This is a genomic window from Sphingobacterium sp. UBA5670, assembly GCF_002420705.1.
Lineage (GTDB): Bacteria > Bacteroidota > Bacteroidia > Sphingobacteriales > Sphingobacteriaceae > Sphingobacterium.
The window spans coordinates 330,373-347,867 of sequence record NZ_DIIM01000016.1 but is presented as its reverse complement, the minus strand read 5'-3'; the positions used below and the strand labels follow the sequence as shown (position 1 = coordinate 347,867).

General features: G+C 37.9%; 16 protein-coding genes. 4 read left to right on the top strand and 12 right to left on the bottom strand.

The features are described from left to right. Nucleotides 1-27: 27 nt before the first annotated feature. The 3 genes from B3C94_RS14310 to B3C94_RS14300 form a co-directional block, all read right to left on the bottom strand. Nucleotides 28-474 carry a nuclear transport factor 2 family protein gene (locus tag B3C94_RS14310; protein ID WP_293904804.1) on the bottom strand — a complete coding sequence of 149 codons (447 nt, stop codon included), beginning with the start codon at nt 472-474 and terminating at the stop codon, nt 28-30. A 213-nt stretch (nt 475-687) separates the two neighbouring features. Continuing rightward, nucleotides 688-1,833 carry an MFS transporter gene (locus B3C94_RS14305; protein WP_293904802.1) on the bottom strand — a complete coding sequence of 382 codons (1,146 nt, stop codon included), beginning with the start codon at nt 1,831-1,833 and terminating at the stop codon, nt 688-690. Between the two features lie 9 nt (nt 1,834-1,842). Next, nucleotides 1,843-2,847, bottom strand: a complete 1,005-nt coding sequence (locus B3C94_RS14300; RefSeq protein WP_293904800.1) for an alpha/beta hydrolase — start codon at nt 2,845-2,847, stop codon at nt 1,843-1,845. A 91-nt stretch (nt 2,848-2,938) separates the two neighbouring features. Here B3C94_RS14300 and B3C94_RS14295 point away from each other — a divergent pair, with 91 nt between their 5' ends. After that, nucleotides 2,939-3,304, top strand: a complete 366-nt coding sequence (locus B3C94_RS14295; protein WP_293904798.1) for a winged helix-turn-helix transcriptional regulator — start codon at nt 2,939-2,941, stop codon at nt 3,302-3,304. A 549-nt stretch (nt 3,305-3,853) separates the two neighbouring features. Continuing rightward, complete coding sequence (locus B3C94_RS14290; RefSeq protein WP_293904796.1) at nt 3,854-4,612, top strand: type 1 glutamine amidotransferase domain-containing protein; 759 nt, start codon at nt 3,854-3,856, stop codon at nt 4,610-4,612. Nucleotides 4,613-4,830: 218 nt separating this feature from the next. Here B3C94_RS14290 and B3C94_RS14285 read toward each other — a convergent pair whose 3' ends face one another. Further along, nucleotides 4,831-5,277, bottom strand: coding sequence for a hypothetical protein (locus B3C94_RS14285; RefSeq protein ID WP_293904794.1), 447 nt, complete (start codon nt 5,275-5,277; stop codon nt 4,831-4,833). Between the two features lie 314 nt (nt 5,278-5,591). On the opposite strand from B3C94_RS14285, the gene B3C94_RS14280 reads away from it, so the two are divergent. Continuing rightward, nucleotides 5,592-7,274 carry a S8 family serine peptidase gene (locus B3C94_RS14280; RefSeq protein WP_293904792.1) on the top strand — a complete coding sequence of 561 codons (1,683 nt, stop codon included), beginning with the start codon at nt 5,592-5,594 and terminating at the stop codon, nt 7,272-7,274. A gap of 188 nt (nt 7,275-7,462) precedes the next feature. Here the strand turns inward: B3C94_RS14280 and B3C94_RS14275 are convergent, their stop codons facing one another. From B3C94_RS14275 to B3C94_RS14250, 6 genes are all read right to left on the bottom strand, one after another. Then, nucleotides 7,463-7,780 carry a hypothetical protein gene (locus tag B3C94_RS14275; protein WP_293904790.1) on the bottom strand — a complete coding sequence of 106 codons (318 nt, stop codon included), beginning with the start codon at nt 7,778-7,780 and terminating at the stop codon, nt 7,463-7,465. A 480-nt stretch (nt 7,781-8,260) separates the two neighbouring features. Next, nucleotides 8,261-8,596 (bottom strand): hypothetical protein, encoded by a 336-nt coding sequence (locus B3C94_RS14270; RefSeq protein WP_293904788.1) that lies wholly within the window; start codon nt 8,594-8,596, stop codon nt 8,261-8,263. A gap of 341 nt (nt 8,597-8,937) precedes the next feature. Further along, entirely contained in the window at nt 8,938-9,696 is a 759-nt protein-coding gene (locus B3C94_RS14265; protein ID WP_293904786.1) for an NADAR family protein, read from the bottom strand. A gap of 221 nt (nt 9,697-9,917) precedes the next feature. Then, on the bottom strand, nt 9,918-11,636 hold the full coding sequence (locus B3C94_RS14260; RefSeq protein WP_293904784.1) for a family 43 glycosylhydrolase: 1,719 nt from the start codon (nt 11,634-11,636) through the stop codon (nt 9,918-9,920). Nucleotides 11,637-11,867: 231 nt separating this feature from the next. Continuing rightward, complete coding sequence (locus B3C94_RS14255) at nt 11,868-12,680, bottom strand: hypothetical protein (RefSeq protein WP_293904782.1); 813 nt, start codon at nt 12,678-12,680, stop codon at nt 11,868-11,870. An 884-nt stretch (nt 12,681-13,564) separates the two neighbouring features. Beyond that, nucleotides 13,565-13,771: a hypothetical protein gene (locus B3C94_RS14250; protein ID WP_293904780.1), complete on the bottom strand. Its 207-nt coding sequence runs from the start codon at nt 13,769-13,771 to the stop codon at nt 13,565-13,567. Nucleotides 13,772-14,030: 259 nt separating this feature from the next. Here B3C94_RS14250 and B3C94_RS14245 point away from each other — a divergent pair, with 259 nt between their 5' ends. Continuing rightward, nucleotides 14,031-14,372, top strand: a complete 342-nt coding sequence (locus B3C94_RS14245) for a hypothetical protein (RefSeq protein ID WP_293904778.1) — start codon at nt 14,031-14,033, stop codon at nt 14,370-14,372. A gap of 197 nt (nt 14,373-14,569) precedes the next feature. On the opposite strand, the gene B3C94_RS14240 is transcribed toward B3C94_RS14245, so the two are convergent. Both B3C94_RS14240 and B3C94_RS14235 read right to left on the bottom strand, forming a co-directional pair. After that, a complete protein-coding gene (locus tag B3C94_RS14240) occupies nt 14,570-16,132 on the bottom strand; it encodes a DUF4832 domain-containing protein (RefSeq protein ID WP_293904776.1) in 1,563 nt (520 codons plus the stop codon). A 44-nt stretch (nt 16,133-16,176) separates the two neighbouring features. Then, nucleotides 16,177-17,391: a SusE domain-containing protein gene (locus tag B3C94_RS14235; RefSeq protein WP_293904774.1), complete on the bottom strand. Its 1,215-nt coding sequence runs from the start codon at nt 17,389-17,391 to the stop codon at nt 16,177-16,179. Between the last annotated feature and the right edge of the window lie 104 nt (nt 17,392-17,495).

The window sequence follows — 17,495 nt, the reverse complement described above, 5'->3', positions numbered from 1 at the left end:
AATATATATATTTATTTAAGATGGCTCTTATTTATACGAATTAATTGATTTGGATACTTTCCAGTCATTGCCCAGATGCTCAAAGGTAACCAAATCAGTCTTGGTGAAGTTTTCAAATTTCAAGGTTACTTTAGCGACCATATAGTCTGCGGACTCCTCGATGATATCAGTGCTTACTGTACAGTTCAGCTTTTCGCCTTTTTGTTTTTTCAATAGTTTAACTACCGCGCTACGGCTGTTAGATTGTACATTGGAAGATTTTATTTTTTGATTGAAATCTTCTGCGAATAACTGCTCTACTTCTGCTGATTCTCCCGCAGTGGTCACTGCAACATAGTGATCAAGTGCCAAGTCTGCTGTAGAGAGGTTAACGTTTGCTTTTGTAGCTTTTGCTCCAGGTCCTTCAGCTGCCATAGCGAAAGTTGATACGGCGATTAAAGCTGCTGCTGCGAATGTTTTTACTAATGAGTTCATAATGTCTTTATTTTATTGTGTAAGTTCTGTTGTTCTTATTTGTTGACTCAAAACTAAGACACAATAGGCCCCCAGCCTACGGACTTTAGACCAACGCTCTGGAAAACTCGTTGAATGACGGGAATAGGGAGGCGAAAGTTCACGAATATAGAACACAGTTCCGATTGTACTATACTTCATCATCAACAGTATCGAAGACCTTTGAGGTCTGGATTAAGCTGAATTCTTTTCCAATCGGGATCTTAGTCCGATCATTAAAAAAGCCAACACACCAAATAAGACGGTTATCCAAGGAGTAAACTGTACGCCCTTCGACACAATGATCAAACCACCTACGGTGGTTCCTAGCGTTACGCCTAAGTTTCCAAATGATGTAGCCAAACTATTGGCAAATTCCATCGCCTCTGGTGCAGATGAAATCATATAGGTAGAAGCATTTAAGAAACTTGGAGAATATAGAAAACCCCATAAAGCGATTACCATAATGGTAGCCAGAGTATTGCCTCCCGAAAAATGCAGGAGTATAGGAACTATTATAGTCCCCGAAAGAAAAAAAACAGTTGTGTAGGTTATGTTCTTGTTTAATAGTTTACCAGCTACCCAATTAGCAAACACACCGATAATTCCGAATATAAACAGCATATAGCTGACCATGGTTCCGTCCATATCTTTGGCTTTATTTAGATAATCGGCAAAGTAACTATAAGTGGAAAACCAAGCCGCAATCATAAAGAAATTCATTGATGTACTTACAATGAACATCGGTTTTTTCAATATTTTTAATTGACTTCCGTAAGATTTTTTTTCTCTCACAGGCATTGCCGGCAACACAAAGTAAATAGCCAATAATGCCACAACGCTGATGATAGCCTGTACTATAAACGAATATTCCCAAGAAAAAATGCTGGCAATATAAGTAGCGAACGGAACAGTTGTTACCATTGCAATGGCAACACCGCTGAACACGATACTCATCAATTCATTTTCGTTCTGTTTATTACCTTGCGAAATCGCTACGGATAAAGCTGTAGCAATATAAACAGGCTGTAAAAATGCTGGTAATATCCTTACAAGCATTAATAGCCAAAATGGTGGTAAAAATGACGATATAATTCCCGTTAACAGAAAAATAAAAATAGCTATCAACATCACTTTCTTACGATCAAATCCTGATAACAACAAAGTCATAAAAGGTCCAGTAAGCGCAATCGCTAATGCAAATGCTCCTAACAGATAACCAGCCTTATCAATACCGATTTGGTAATGTTCCGCTATTTGCGGCAAAATACCAATGATCCCAAATTCAGTTGTAATAATAGCTAAAAAGCCTAATGCTCCTATGTATGCGTACTTCTTCATCGTAAAATTCTATTTTTCTAAACTTTTGGTTATAAATTCAGCAATTTCTTTAGCTGCTAATTGTGTTTCAGGTAAAAGAACTCCCATATGCATAAAACCATGAACCATGTCTTTATATAAACTTTTTTTAACGGATACTCCTGAATTTTTCATGTTTTCGGCTAATTTCTCTCCTTCATCTTTTAATGGATCATGTTCTGCTATAATGAACAAAGTTTCTGGAGTTTTTTTGAAATCTTTGATTAAAATTGGAACAGCTAAAGGATTTGTCTTGTCTTCTTTGGATTTCAAATACCAATTCCAGGCTTGTAATCCCCACTCTTTATTTAAGATTGGACCATTTTTATAATTTTCCCAGGATGCTGTACTTAATGAGTTATCAGAAGCAGGATAAATTAAAACCTGAAATTTTAATTGACTTCCTAATTCAAGAGATAAGGCTGTTGCCAAAGCTCCGCCCGCACTGTCGCCAATGACTCCGATTTTTTGAACATCAATTCCAAGCTTTTTTGCGTGATTGATTAACCATGCTGTAGCATCTTTACAATCATTTAGTCCGGCAGGAAAAGGATTTTCAGGAGCGAGACGGTAATCGACAAAAAGGAGGACAGCTTCCGTTTCGTTACTCATTTTTCGAGCGATTGCATCATGAGTTTCATAACCACCAGAAATAAACCATCCTCCATGAATGTAGATAATGGCAGATGAATTTGATGGTTTGCCTTTAGGCCGGTATAATCTTACAGGAATTTGATGATTTTTTGAAGGAATATTAAATTCCTCCATGCTGAAAACAGCTTCTTTGCTTCCACTTAATTGTTGAGCCATCGCATCATAATGTTTCCGGCTTATATCTAAAGGGTTTTTGCCTTGAAATACCTGTATTGTTTCTAAATGACTTAAGATTTCTTTAATTTTTGGTGTCAGTTGCATAGTCGTTTCATTTTTGATTGTGCTAGTGGTCTTACATGAAATAGTCCCCAGAATTATTATCGATAATAAAATTTTTCTCATGTTTATTGATTTTGATGGAACAAAATTAATTTGAAACAATAAATTTGCATAGTATACAGCTAATTGTATGGTACTAACAAATTTGTAAGTAATGGGGAAAAGAAAAGAAAATTCGACTAATTTGTTGAATGAGAGTTATATCATGGAAAGCTGTGATTTGACTTATGCTGTTTGCAAAATTGGTGGTCGTTGGAAACTGCTTATTCTTTGCAAGTTAGAAAATGGGAAATTACGTTTCAGTGAATTACGCAATCAGATTAATGGAATTACTGAACGAATGCTTACGCTGCAATTACGTGAAATGGAAAAGGATGGCTTGGTAAAACGTACCGTTTATGCAGAGGTACCTCCAAGAGTGGATTATGAGTTGACAGAAATTGCTAAAGAACTGGTTCCTATATGGGCAAAATTGAGTAAATGGGGAGCAAAACATAAAATTCTAGTAAGTGAATTTTGACAGGTTTTTCCATTTTAATTCAATTTATAAAAAAAGCCACTCCAATAAAACTATTTCAAATCGACAACTGTTCTTACTATACAAAGCAGCTACAAGCTGCCTTTCGAAAGGAAGGATTAACATAAAAATTGGCGTCGTACAGTGAAAATCCAATAGTCTTCAAAAACATTGGATGACGAAACAAAAAAGAGGAAACGATAGGAAACATAAAAATTACTGTACAAGTAAACGCTAAGAGAAAGGGTCTGATGAGAATCAGGCCCTTTTGACGTAAAAAGACACATCTCACGCTCTGTCATTAAATAAGCATATGATTCGCTAGTTTGAACACACTCATTTCCATCGATGCTCATGATGGTCTTGTACTTATTTGTTGACTCAAAATTACGACACAATATAGCGCTAGACTATTGGCATTAGACTAATGAGCAGGAAAACTCAGTGCATGGTAGGAATAGAGAGGTGAGTTTTAATTTTGTGATATAGGTCACGGTAAATTACCATACAAAATCAAGAAATTTGTTTCAACAAAAAGAAAATCAAGTCAGTATGAAAGCAAAACAACTCTTTAGGCAAATAGGAATATTTTCGGTTTTATTCATCCTAATAGTAACGCATTGCTATGCAATAAATCGAAAACCGAAAATTTTATTTGTAGTAACTAGCCACGATACAAAAGGTAGTACAGGCGAAAAAACAGGTTATTATCTTGGCGAAGTCTCACATCCATGGGAAGTTTTAACAGCTGCTGGATATGAGATTGATTTCATTAGCCCACAAGGTGGAAATCCACCTGTGGATGGATTTGATCTGAATGATCCCGTTAACAAAAAATTCTGGGAGGATAAATACTACCACAATAAAATCACCCATTCACTCAAACCTTCTCAGGTAAAACCTGAAGAATACAAAGCCATCTTTTACGCCGGAGGACATGGTGCGATGTGGGATCTGCCTTTCGACTCATCAATCGCAAAGATTGCCAGCAAGATATATGCGGCAAATGGCGTTGTCGCAGCTGTATGTCATGGCCCTGCTGGCTTAATCAACATCAAACTGAGCACCGGTGAATATCTGATAAAAGGAAAAAAAGTCAATGGCTTTAGCAATGAAGAGGAAGAGCTTGTAAAGCTCAGCAATGTCGTTCCCTTTTTATTGGAAGATAGACTAAAGGCAATAGGTGGGATTTATGAAAAATCCGAACCTTGGCAATCCCATGTCACCATTGACGGAAGATTGATCACTGGCCAAAATCCGCAATCGGCCAAAGCTGTGGGCATAGCCATCGTCAAGGCATTAGGTCAATAAGGTATCCCGCCGAGGTAGCAACATTCACTTTTGAAAACCATTGGGTCTGTTCAATATTTGCTGTACAAGTAAACGCTAAGAGAAAGGGTCTGATGAGAATCAGGCCCTTTTGACGTAAAAAAGCCACATCTCACGACATGGCTTCTGAACTAAATTTAAACATATGATTCACTAGTGGCCCACCGTTTTCACTCAAGCAAGCCGCTAGTCATAAAAATCTATTTATACGAATTGATTGATTTGGAAACCTTCCAGTCATTGCCCACACGCTCCAAAGTCACGAGATCAGTCTTGGTGAAGTATTCAAATTTCAAAGTCACTTTTGCTACCATATAGTCTGCAGACTCCTCGATGATATCAGTACTTACTTCACAGTTCAGCTTTTCGCCTTTTTGTTTTTTTAACGATTTAATAACTTCGCTGCGACTGTTAGACTGCGCATTGGTAGCTTGGATTTTTTGATTAAAATCTTCAGCGAATAAATGCTCTACACCTGCTGATTCGCCCGCAGTCGTTACCGCAACGTAGTGCTCCAAAGCGAAGTCTGCTGTTGATAAGTTAACATTAGCTTTTGCTGATTTTGAACCTGGTCCTTCAGCTGCCATAGCGAAAGTTGATACGGCGATTAAGGCTGCTGCTGCGAATATTTTTACTAGAGTTCTCATAATGTCTTTTTTATAGTGTTAGTACTTCTGTTCTTATTTGTTGACTCAAAACTACAACACATTAGACCCGCAGCCTACGGGCTTTAGACCAACGATCGGAAAAACTCGGTGAATGGCGGGAATGGGAAGGTGAAAGTTTACGAATTGCTGATTACAGCTAATTATATTCATAATTAAAGAAACATAATAAAAACCGGTACAAAAACTAAAATTAGATAACAAATAAAGAGAATTAATAGTCAATATTTATTTAATTTGCAGTCGATTTCACTACAAATACAAAAACTTATTTGGTAACCCAAAAAACATACTAAATGCTTCATTCTTTCAAAATCTCCTTGTGTTTCCTTTTACTGTGCTTTTTATTTAATTCATGTAAAAAAAATGAAGAGACTGTCATTCCCGAACCTATAAAAATTGTCATTAAACCAGATGAAGTTTACTTAAAACGTGAAATACAATTTTTAGGGGCCAGGCTGGCAACTGAAATACAGAATCTACCGGTAGGTGACTCAGATGAAATAAACTGGACAGTAGAAAACACAAGAATTGCACGTTTAACACAAAATACAGAAACAAAAGAAGCTTCAGTATGGCCTGAAGGAGCTGGTGAAACATATGCAATAGCAACCCTTGCGAATGGCAAAGCAACAGCAAAAGTAAAAATCATTGTAACAGATGCCAATGACTACAAGTTTAGGTTAGTACTAAAGGACAAAGGAACATCTTCTCATACGTTGAATAAGCCTGAAACATTCTTATCAGAGAAGGCTATCCAGCGGCGACAGAAACGAAACATCGCAATCGACAATTCCGATCTTCCTATTTCGGAGGACTATTTAAAACAAATTGAAAAGGTAGGATGTAAAATTGTCTCCAAAAGTAAATGGTTAAATACCGTCACGGTACATTGTGTAGATTATTTCCTTATTGACAAATATAAAAATCTCCCTTTTGTGCACTCGGCAGAAAAAGTATGGGAAGGGCCAAGGGAAAACTTAACCGAGAAAGGAAAGTATAAAGATATTCCTCAAAAAGTGTCCAACAATACCCCAAATAATCAATTGGACTATGGCGGAGCTGCCTCAAATATAAACATAAATAATGGCCAGGTGCTTCATGAGAATGGTTATAAAGGAGCAGGTATCGATATCGCGATCATCGATGCCGGTTTTTTGGATCTTAAAAATAATCCAGCTTTTAAAAATGTGAATATCAAAGGTGCTAAATCTTTTGTCTATGAAAACGATGATCCATATGCGGTCGATATGCACGGAGTTTGGGTAAGTTCCTGCATGGCTGTCAACCAACCAGGAACATATGTGGGTACCGCACCGGAGGCAAATTACTGGCTGCTGCGCTCAGAAGATCAATCATCTGAACACCATGTCGAGGAGGACTACTGGGCCAGCGCTGCTGAATTTGCGGACAGTGTTGGTGTAGATATCATTAATTCGTCACTTTATTATGGTCCAGAAAGTTTCTACGATCCTGCCTATAAATTTGAAGAGATGGATGGAAAGACCACATTTGCCACAAGGGCTGCTAACATAGCAGCCAGTAAAGGTATCTTGATTGTCAATTGTGCTGGCAATGACAGAAGCTGGGTAGGGAGTCCGGCCGACTCTCCTCATGTACTTACAGTAGGTGCGGTATATGATAATCGTGGGGTAGCAGATTTTACATCTTGGGGAGTAACAGTAGATGGCAGAATGAAACCGGATGTTATGGCCCTAGGTGGAGGAGCATGGGTAATCGGACAATCAGGCGCCGGTGAAACACGTAGTGGAACCTCCTATTCGAGTCCTATACTTTGTGGTTTAGCCGCCTGTTTATGGCAGGCCTATCCGCAATTGAGCAATATGGAGCTAATGGATGTAATACGCAAATCAGGAGATCGAATCAATAACCCGGTTATCCCTTATGGTTATGGTATTCCTGATATGAAGAAAGCAATGGAAATAGCAAAAGAGATCAAAAAATCAAGAAAGCTTTAATAGGAATAGTAAAGCTACGCGCAGTAATGCGCTTAAAAAAGTACCACGTCAAAAGAGCCGAATTGAAATATTTTTTTGACTAGGAAAAAAGCCAGATCTCACGATCTGGCTTTTAACTAAACTTAAACATATGATTCACTAGTGACCTGATCCAATACTAATCTGGGCAGCTCACTAGTATTTAGATCCTATTTATACGAATTGATTGATTTGGAAACCTTCCAGTCATTGCCCACACGCTCCAAAGTCACGAGATCAGTCTTGGTGAAGTATTCAAATTTCAAAGTCACTTTTGCTACCATATAGTCTGCAGACTCCTCGATGATATCAGTACTTACTTCACAGTTCAACTTCTCTCCTTTTTGTTTTTTTAACGATTTAACCACAGCTTCACGGCCATGGGCTTGTGCATTGGAAGCTTGGATTTTTTGATTGAAATCTTCAGCGAATAACTGCTCTACACCTGCTGATTCGCCCGCAGTGGTTACCGCTACATAATGATCCAAAGCCAATTCTGCTGTAGAAAGGTTAACGTTTGCTTTTGCTGATTTTGCTCCAGGTCCTTCAGCTACCGTAGCGAAAGTGGATACTGCTATTAAAGCTGCTGCTGCGAATGTTTTTACTAGAGTTTTTTATCGAAATTATTTGTTTTTTTATTTGATGATAAAGCTGTCATGAGTGCTTTTTAAATACACTCAAGATGGTTCATAATGTCTTTATTTTATTGTGTTAGTTTTTAGTTCTTATTTATTGACTCAAAACTACAACACAATACGCTCTTCGCCTATCGGCTTTAGACAAATAGACCGGAAAACTCGGTGAATGGAGGGAATGTCCGGATGAATTTTTAATCTTTAGGTGAATTCGGAATCACTATATAGAGCGGGTTTTATAGCATACTTTGGAGCGAACTGTATATATTAGTGCCAAAACTGCTACGCTCCAAATTAACAATTATGCTACATGCTCATTTACTATCTAAGGCCTTATACTTGACGAAATTCTACAGACTGAATATTAATAAAATCAATAGAAATTTTAGCTTCTATCACCTTGTTATAGCCTTTTGAATCCTTTACATGCAAATCTAGAAAAATACGGCCACTTTTATACCCGTGCTCGAGATAGGGCTTATATTTCAAAACATCTTTTCTTCCTCTTAATTTATAATCATATCTTAATAAGGTATAATCATTTTCCCAAAGATAAATCTCGATATCTGTTCTAAGAGCTCTTCTAACTGCAATATAACGATGTAAAAAAAGTAAACTAATACCCAATGTTGCTACAGCTAGATAAAATGTTAATTCATTTAAACTCATTTTAATTGCTTTGAAATTCCTACGCTATATTTTTTCATCAACTCCTTGTCCCAACGGCACACTTGTTCAAATCCGAAAAACCAATCAATTAGAAGCTTCTATAAATTAGGTTAGAAATTGAATTTAACCAATTATGGAGGGACAATATTATATATCTAAAGACAAAAGTAAATAAAAACATAACGTTATAGCCGATATCTTCAACAATAATTCTCATTTTCAGAAGCCAAATCTCACGACATGACCTCGATAACCATATGTTCACTAGTGGTCTGCCTATGACGTAGTTTGGCAAACCACTTATTATATTAGATACTGTTTATACGAATTAATCGATTTGCTTAATAAAAATCTATCCATGAATAAGGATGAGGATAGGTCAGTTGATATATCTTTTGTTCCCTTTTAGATAGATTATTATAATAAGCACCGAATTCACTTAAATATTCCTCCCCAGATCCCATTCTCCAAAACATATCGCCACTATCCTTATCGGAAAACTTCGACCAAGGTGCTTGCATAGCGTTTTGAAGTGCATGAAATTGTCCAAATTGACTTAGAAAATCTCGTACTTCCATCAACGCAAAGCCCAATAAATTTTGACCACGCCAACAATAGATGTTTTCAATATCGACGTCATCTTGTGCAAGTCCAATACCCCATATGGCATCAACAGGGCTTGCCTCAACAAGAACTCTATTTTCTGTTTTTAACAAATATTCGGCCAGCGCCCAATGTTGATTAAACTTATGGATGTTTCCATTCCTGACGATCTCAAATTTTCGTTCATTCCAAATCTGATCATCATAGCCCACAACCTGCCGTCCCAACTCTTTGGCCTCACCTGGTTTAATACAGTTTATGATTTTCTCAAAATTCTTTTTATCATCAAAAAGCAATGCTTTTTGGGCCATCATCCAATGCTCAGCAGTCCTGTAGGTAATATTATCTACTATAAACGGACTCTCATACCATTGGCTGAAAACAAATTTTCCAACTTCCTGATTTTGCTTATCCGTATGCCCCCAAAAAAAGAGAAATTTAAACTTATCTCCATTTTCAAATCTATCTGTTAGCCATTTGATATTATAGTGTGTCATTTTCTAAATTCAAAATCAATTAATTCGAAACGATTTGACAGTTATTTTAAAAAACATAGAATACTGCTGGCGTATTTTATCATCGTCTAATATTCATCGACATACAATGATACGGAAAAAATTAAAGCCACATCTCTCGATATGGCTTCACAACTTATAGATTTGTAAGGGATGGCTGAATTCTTTATTTAAGAATCTTAAGTTTTTAGTTGATTTGCGTGTTATTTAGATCTAATAAGTGTTACATCATCTATATAGCAAAAAGCATTCGCCTTTCCACTGGCAATAAAACCTATTTCAACGCGCCCATTTTTTACGGATAAATTCTCTAGAGTAATATTATTCCAATTCTGATCCGCTTTGCTCAGTTTTAGTTTATACGCTTTACCATCACTTAAGGCATACATATAGATATCCTCAAATCCGCTACCGCGTTTAAATTTTGCAGATAGCGTATATTTCCCATCCGCTAGTTTCACATCCTGGCTTGACTGAATAATTTGTGAAACCTTCCGTTTAAAATCTATTTTATCACTTATCTGCAGACTCTTTTCTCCAATTACCTGCTTTCTATCCTCGGTAGTATTGAAATAATTAAGCACGGGAGATAAAGAATCAGTAACAGACAGCAGATTTCCCTTGATGATAGTGGTTTGCCATCCTAATAACTGTTCCTGAACAGGTTTTACTGGGCTTGGTATATGTCTTCTATCGGCCTCGAAACTCCCGTTCTTCACGTAATTATTGTCACTGTTCACCAGCCATTCTCCTGTCGACGGATGAAGACTCCATGAACTTAAGGAATTAAAAATAGGCTTTGAGCCATCAAAGGAAAGGGGACACCACTGGTTATACCCTAGACCATTACCCGCAAAATTAGCCCATCTGTCGCCACAATATATCACTGTCTGCATTTTAGTCCCTTTTAGCGTGACAAAAAAGCCTGTTTGCGTGACATGGGCATAATCTGCCTCTGAGCCCTCCAAGATCAGCATTTCATTGGTTGGCGTATATGGACCGTAAATATGATCTGAAACTAAGTAATAAGCAAAAGAGGAGTCCCAGCCATATAAGTTGGAGGCAAATAAATAGTATTTTCCATTATGTTTGAACATACAGTTACCCTCCCGTCCCTCGCCTTTAAATACCATATTACAATCCAATAATCCTACCTTGCCGTCTTTTACCCCAATCTCTGAAATGTAAATCCTGTTTCTTCCTCTTCCATAGGAATACACCAGATAAGACTTTCCGGTATCCTCATCGGTGAATACCGTTTGATCTCCGGTATTGCTTGTGCCTATCATACCAGTCATATCGATGCGCTGGTGCCATTTAAATGGGCCATTGGGACGCTCTGATAAGGTAACTAATAATTGATCATTATGTTGGATGAGCAGCGCATACTTGTCTATTTCCTTGATATATGCGACACCTAAACGTCCTGCCCAGCGTGTCTGGATAGAATTTTTATTGAGTTCATCAAGAGTCAGTACATCTCCATGAGAGGTCCAGTTTACCAGATCCGTAGACACATAACACGTTACAGAAACAAAATTGTCACGTTCAGGAGTAACACTAGGGTCATTTCGGTATTTCTCAGATTCCTGATATTTTGCTCCATACCAAAAATATTTAGTCTGTCCATCTTTAGGGTCTTTAAAAGAAAAAATACCTCCTCCTTGGCTATATATAGGATCCCCATCTTGGGTATCCCAAAAAATATCATTTTTAATCTTCAAAAATCCTTTATTAGGATCTGACTGACCTTGAGACTGCGAAAATAACAGACAAAGGATAAAAGAAAATAATATGTGTTTAGATAAGGTGATCATAGTTTTGGTCCAATGGAAAGATCCAAGATAAAGCAATAATTCCCAATAGCCATCATGTACCAACCTGTATTTCCCCAAGGGCACATCTTTTTTTGCATTTAACACTGAAGTTGGTAAGGATTTATAAAATTATCTCAAATTGACTGTTGTTCTTACAAAACGGCTACAAGCTACCTTTTGAAAGAAAGGTTCAATAAAGAAATTGGCGTCGTACAGTGAAAATCCAATTGTCTTTAAAAACATTGGATGACGAAACAAAAAAGAGGAAAATATAAAAAATTACTGTACAAATAAACGTCACATCTCACGATGTGGCTCTACAACATATATATCATGTTATTGAAAATATTCAATAACGTGATAAGTGCCATCTTGATATTTTTCGAGCAGCTCCTTTAAATAATACTTGTGCTGTACCCCGGTCAGGATAACTATCTTTTTCCCACGATACTTATTAGCGTGTTTGATGATATTAATAGCCATTGTATTATTTCTTAGATCCCAAAAATTACACCAAAGCTGATAACCGTCTCGGTAAGAAATCTTTTGACCATTGGGTTTCACTATATCTTTCTCTCCAAAAATTACTTCGGAATTAGCAATTTTGGGGATCTCATGATGCTGAAGAGTTTGTCTAAATCTATTCAAAGTTTCAAAAGCGACGGAATTCAATGTCTTTATATCTGTTTTTGAAAAGTTAAACAGCGCTTTATTCGCTTCTTTATATTTCTCATAGATGGCTTTATTGGCGTCACTTAACTTTCCGACTTGATACAAGCTATCGATAAGCTGTACGGTAAGGTAATCAGCCGGCACCATCCCCCTATCTTTTCGATACTGATTTCTACCCTCAAATTCGAATGGTAAATTGCGTGTTTCAGGATATTTTTTAAGATATCGTAATGTCGCAGTCTGCTCGTTGGAGGTTAGACGAATTTCCTTTGCGTAATCTTTAATCTGTTCGCTATCATTTTCTTGTAAGAGTATATCTGGCCTGATCTTATCTATAATTTCAAATAGCATATCTGGATTCAAAATTGCAGAGGAATCATGCACCGTGCCAATGATATAGAGTTCTGTCTTAGTCGAGGTCTGAGCTTGTACCAGGTTTAAAAATAAAACTGATAGACTTGCAAAAAGGTATTTCATTACAAAATTGATATTTAGGCATTGTGAAACATGATACTACCAAATATAGGAAAATCAGTATGCAAGAGAAAATTCTTAACCATTTGAATCGATTTGATCGATGGCTGGTGGTCAATAATATTGAATTGCATAAATTAAAACATGTTATTATTGTCGTTTATTGCTCACAGAATCTATAAGTTTTTTGATCAGAAAGCCTTTTTAGATATAATCTTCTTTCGCCATAGTAGATATCAATCTGGTTAATTACTGCAATCGGGGAGTCAATAATCAGCCTACTATAGATAGTATCATTGCGTTCAAAATTATGCGTATCGTCAAACACAAGGATATCCTTTAGGCCAGTATTATCTCCACAATTTTTCCAAATGGAATTTACTAAACTCTTGTTTTTACAGGAGCAAAGGAATAAACTTAGGCCCAAAATGACAAGGAGGAATTTTAGTCTCATTTTAAAACTATTGTGCATAATCTGTCATAGGGCAATAATACGTAATTTTTCTAAACTATTCCCGTCTCCACTTTGGCAGAGAAGTTTTCTGCTTTCTTCGGAATTGAAAATAACATACTATAATCTTTAGTCTCCAAAAAGATAAAAACATTACAACTTATATAAAAAAAGTCACTCCAATAAAACTATTTCAAATCGACAACTGTTCTTACTATACAAAGCAGCTACAAGCTGCCTTTCGAAAGAAAGGTTCAACATAAAAATTGGCGTCGTACAGTGAAAATCCAATTGTCTTTAAAACATTGGATGACGAAACAAAAAAGAGGAAACGATAAGAAACATAAAAATTTCTGTACAAACAAACGCTAAGAGAAAGGGTCTGATGAGAATCAGGCCCTTTTGACGTTAAAAAACCACATCTCTCGATATGTCTTCACAACTTATATATTTTTAAGGGATAGCTATGATTTTGTGCATTGGAAGTTTGGATTTTTTGATTGAAATCTTCAGCGAATAAGTGCGCTACACCTGCTGATTCTCCTTCGGTAGTTACCGCAACATAGTGCTTTAAAGCGAAGTCTGCCGTTGATAAGTTCACGTTAGCTTTCTCTGATTTCGATGCGGGTTTGTCGGCTGCCATAGCGAAAGTTGACACGGCGATTAAAGCTGCTGCTGCGAAGTTTTTACTAGCGTTTTTTATCGGAATTGACCAAGTATATTTTTGGCGGCTTTCACTTTACTGGATAAACTAAATATCGAATAAGTTAGCGCGAATAATAGATCAGCGCTCGCGAATACTAATCGCTCATCTCAGTCAATTTTCTTGTCCTTATTTTTATTAGTAGATAATTAAAACATGCCCAAAAGGCATATATGGTTTAACAAAAAACTTAAAAACAATGAAAAAGTTATTGATGAGTCTGATAGCCGTAGCTGCGCTATCGACAGCGGCTTTTGCAGGCACGGACACAAAAGCACCGAAGGAAAATGCAGAAGTAAAAACAAGTACTTCCGCAACAACTGAAAACACCAGCAAAGTTGAAGTTGCCGAATCAACAAAGGAAAACAATGCAGAGTTTCTTACAAAGTGTGTTTACACGCTGACAGTCTACAATGGTAGTGGCCAAGTAATTGACACCTTCACTTCGCAAACCTATGTTGAAAATTCCTGTTCAGGATTCTTCGACAACTGCAGAACAATTTACAGACATATGCTTGCCCATGGTGAATTAGGAATATAGTCTACAAATTATATTCATTCGAATTATAAAAGCTGAAACATAAGCGGGGCTTAGGCCTCGCTATGTATTGATGTCTACAGGCAATAGGTTAAAAAATAATTAGTTTGAAACATTGCTAATTTTAAGGAGCTTATTGGTATGAAAAACAGCTACCAATCAATCGTTTGACAGCTGTTTCTATTGATATCTGTTCAGTTTTATTGTACCTGCACCTCCAATAGTTTTAACCATCCGGAATCAGTTATATCGCCATTTACGGCAAGCCTTATTCCCGGCTGATTTTCATTTGTTGTATCTACAATGGCGACGGCCCAGGTATAGTTTCCAGCAACTACGCTTACGTTAGCTTTTAATTCGTACGCTATTGGGTTATTCTTAAGCCAGGCTGAAGGTTCTCCTTTATCATCTACAAAAACTTCTTTCACCTTATTTTCTTCATCCAGAAGCGCAAAGGCTACCTTATATTTATAGTTCCATTGGGGAATATTGTTCGGAAAATACCCCCAGCCCATATTCCGCCAACGATGATTAATTGTCGTTTCGGTACCAGCCTTGACTTTCTCCGGTAAATAGACCCGATCGGGATATAAACGATAGCCACCTTCAGAAATAAAACGCTGGCATAAGGTAAAAGATTTGGTAAACCAGCTTTCGATTTCACCGATACGGAAATCCATCATATTTACAGCAGCTTCCAAGGAGCTGTCAAATTCACCCTGTCGAACATCTTCGGGGTGGTCTTGTCTATATTTACCACTTGGATCTGTCCAGTAACGGTGCGTGCCCGTGGTAATCCAGCCGCCTTCCATAATAATCGGACGTTTAAAATTCCAGATCTTAGCAAAGTTCTTTTCCCAGCTTTGATAATAATCGGTCATTCCAAATGCATCCTGACGCAGACTATATCCTTTGTTAATCATCTTATTCAATAGCTTCTCCGAATTAGGATTGGGAGCGCCATTGCCCGCAGGATCACCAACTACGCGATGGTAATTGATCAGCAAGGGTACTTTTGTGAAGTTCTTTGTATACACGTCCGAAATCCAATCGATGACTTCTTCTTTGATGACTTCAATATTTTGGCCGGAAGGGTTATTCGGATCTTCATAAATGACGCTATGTCCCTCGCCCCATAAACCAAGTCCATAGGCATCTACAAAAGAGGTTTTATTTAAATCATTAAAATCCTTCGCCAATTCTTCGATCAGCTTGCTATAATATTTCCTAAAAATAGGGTCTTGTAGCACGGGTGTTTTTCTATCGGGGAAAGACGCATTGGCCACATAATACTTGGCCCCTGCATCGAATACAAATTGTGGCGTATTTGCCCCCTGGTCTCGGCCGTCGACGACGATACGAAAGGCAATTGGCAGTCCTTTATCCTGTGCCCCTTTAATCATCTTATAGATTGCCGTACCAGGATCTCTCCAGGCATAAACACCGTCGCTAGGGTTAAAAGTTCGCCAGCTGGTACGGATATAACAGGCTGATGCATAATCAATCGCTTTGACCGTTTTACCTAGGTCAGGTACATAGAATTGGGTATCCCAATAAGATGGATTGCCCGAAGCTGATGCATACATGACCCAGCCGTTTAAAGGGTTACGAAACATGGAACTCCGGTTGTAACTGGGTTTTACCAAGGTACCCGACATAACACTTTCACTATCAGCGCTATCTTTCTTACATGAAACTGCTAGAAAGCAAAGCATAACAGTAAATGCTTTGAGACAGGCTTTTTTATAATTTATATTTTTCACTTTCAAAAATGTTAAAGTTAATTTATGCGCTTTTATACGGTCATTTACCGTTTTAACGCCAGCATTGTCATGTTTCTTAAATCAAAAATCAGCACATTGGTCGTCGCCGGAATAGTGAAATAAGAATTGCGATTTGCACTCGCGGTGCCGCCGCCCAATTCAGCTACTTTTCCCAAAGTGAGGGTCAGAGTCTGGGCTACACCATCAGATGTGGGCGGAGCGCTAAATGCGTAAGCCAAGTTTTTGTTATTGCTGTTATCTCCAGTCACGATAAACTTGGTAGTCCCTACCTTACCACCAGTATAGACCAAAACTTGCGGATCGGCCAAACTGACCTGGCAATCCATTTTAACCGGAGTTCCCCAGCCATTAATACTTCCGTGCATCCATAAATCCGTCACAGTGGTTGTATAGGGTTGATCCCCCGTCCAGGTCACGGTCTTTGCTGCGAGGGCTTTTGCAGGTGAATAGATTGTTGCCGTGGCTTTCTGCATGTTGACCACGACACGGTACTCTCCAGCAGTTTCTATCTTCCAGGAGAATACAGGTTCTCTCATCTTTATACCCACTGCGTTACCATCGTTTAATGCAGCGCTTCCATCGGCAGTAACCACATAATTGGTCTCCCCGTTAAATTCGACCGGAATTTCTAGTTCGCCCGGCTGTAAATTCAATACATAGGCATACTGATCTAGGTTTTCCAATGTTTTAGGCATCTCCACCTTACTTCCGCTAACCGCACTTCCGCTTAAGAACACCTTATCGGCATCAAAAACAACCGTCTTCATTGGGGTTACTGAAATTCTTACGGTTCGTACTTCAGGTGCCTCAAAAGTAGCGCCCCCCTCCCATTGGGCAACCACCCTAAACTCCAGCGTAAAACTCTTATTTGCCGGTATTCCCCATTTTTCGTTTGCCCAATTTTGCAGCTGTTCGGAGGTAAAGCTTCTACTGAATACATCATCATCCTCATAGTTGAATATGGCTGTACCCGTACCAAAATTATTACCCACGACATCCAACATGGTGCTGTAGCTGACCAAATGATCATCTGACTGTGCCCTGGCGGGCTTCCAGTTAAATGTGACAATATCTTTGGTCATATTGACCTCGTCCAGCGTAATGTTTTCTGACGAAGGCTGAAGTTCCATCGTCTCATTGACTTTGGGTATATCTTGAATTTCCTGTTTGCACGATAACTGGCACATTACCATGCATAAGAAAAATAAAGCTTTGTATAAATAATTGATTATTTTCATTGATTTATGTTTTTACTAACATTTGGATAGTTTCATGCGCCTGACTGGCGCAGTCGCTGTTTGTCATCAGATCGGGAAGCTGGCGAAAATTCAAATGTAATTCA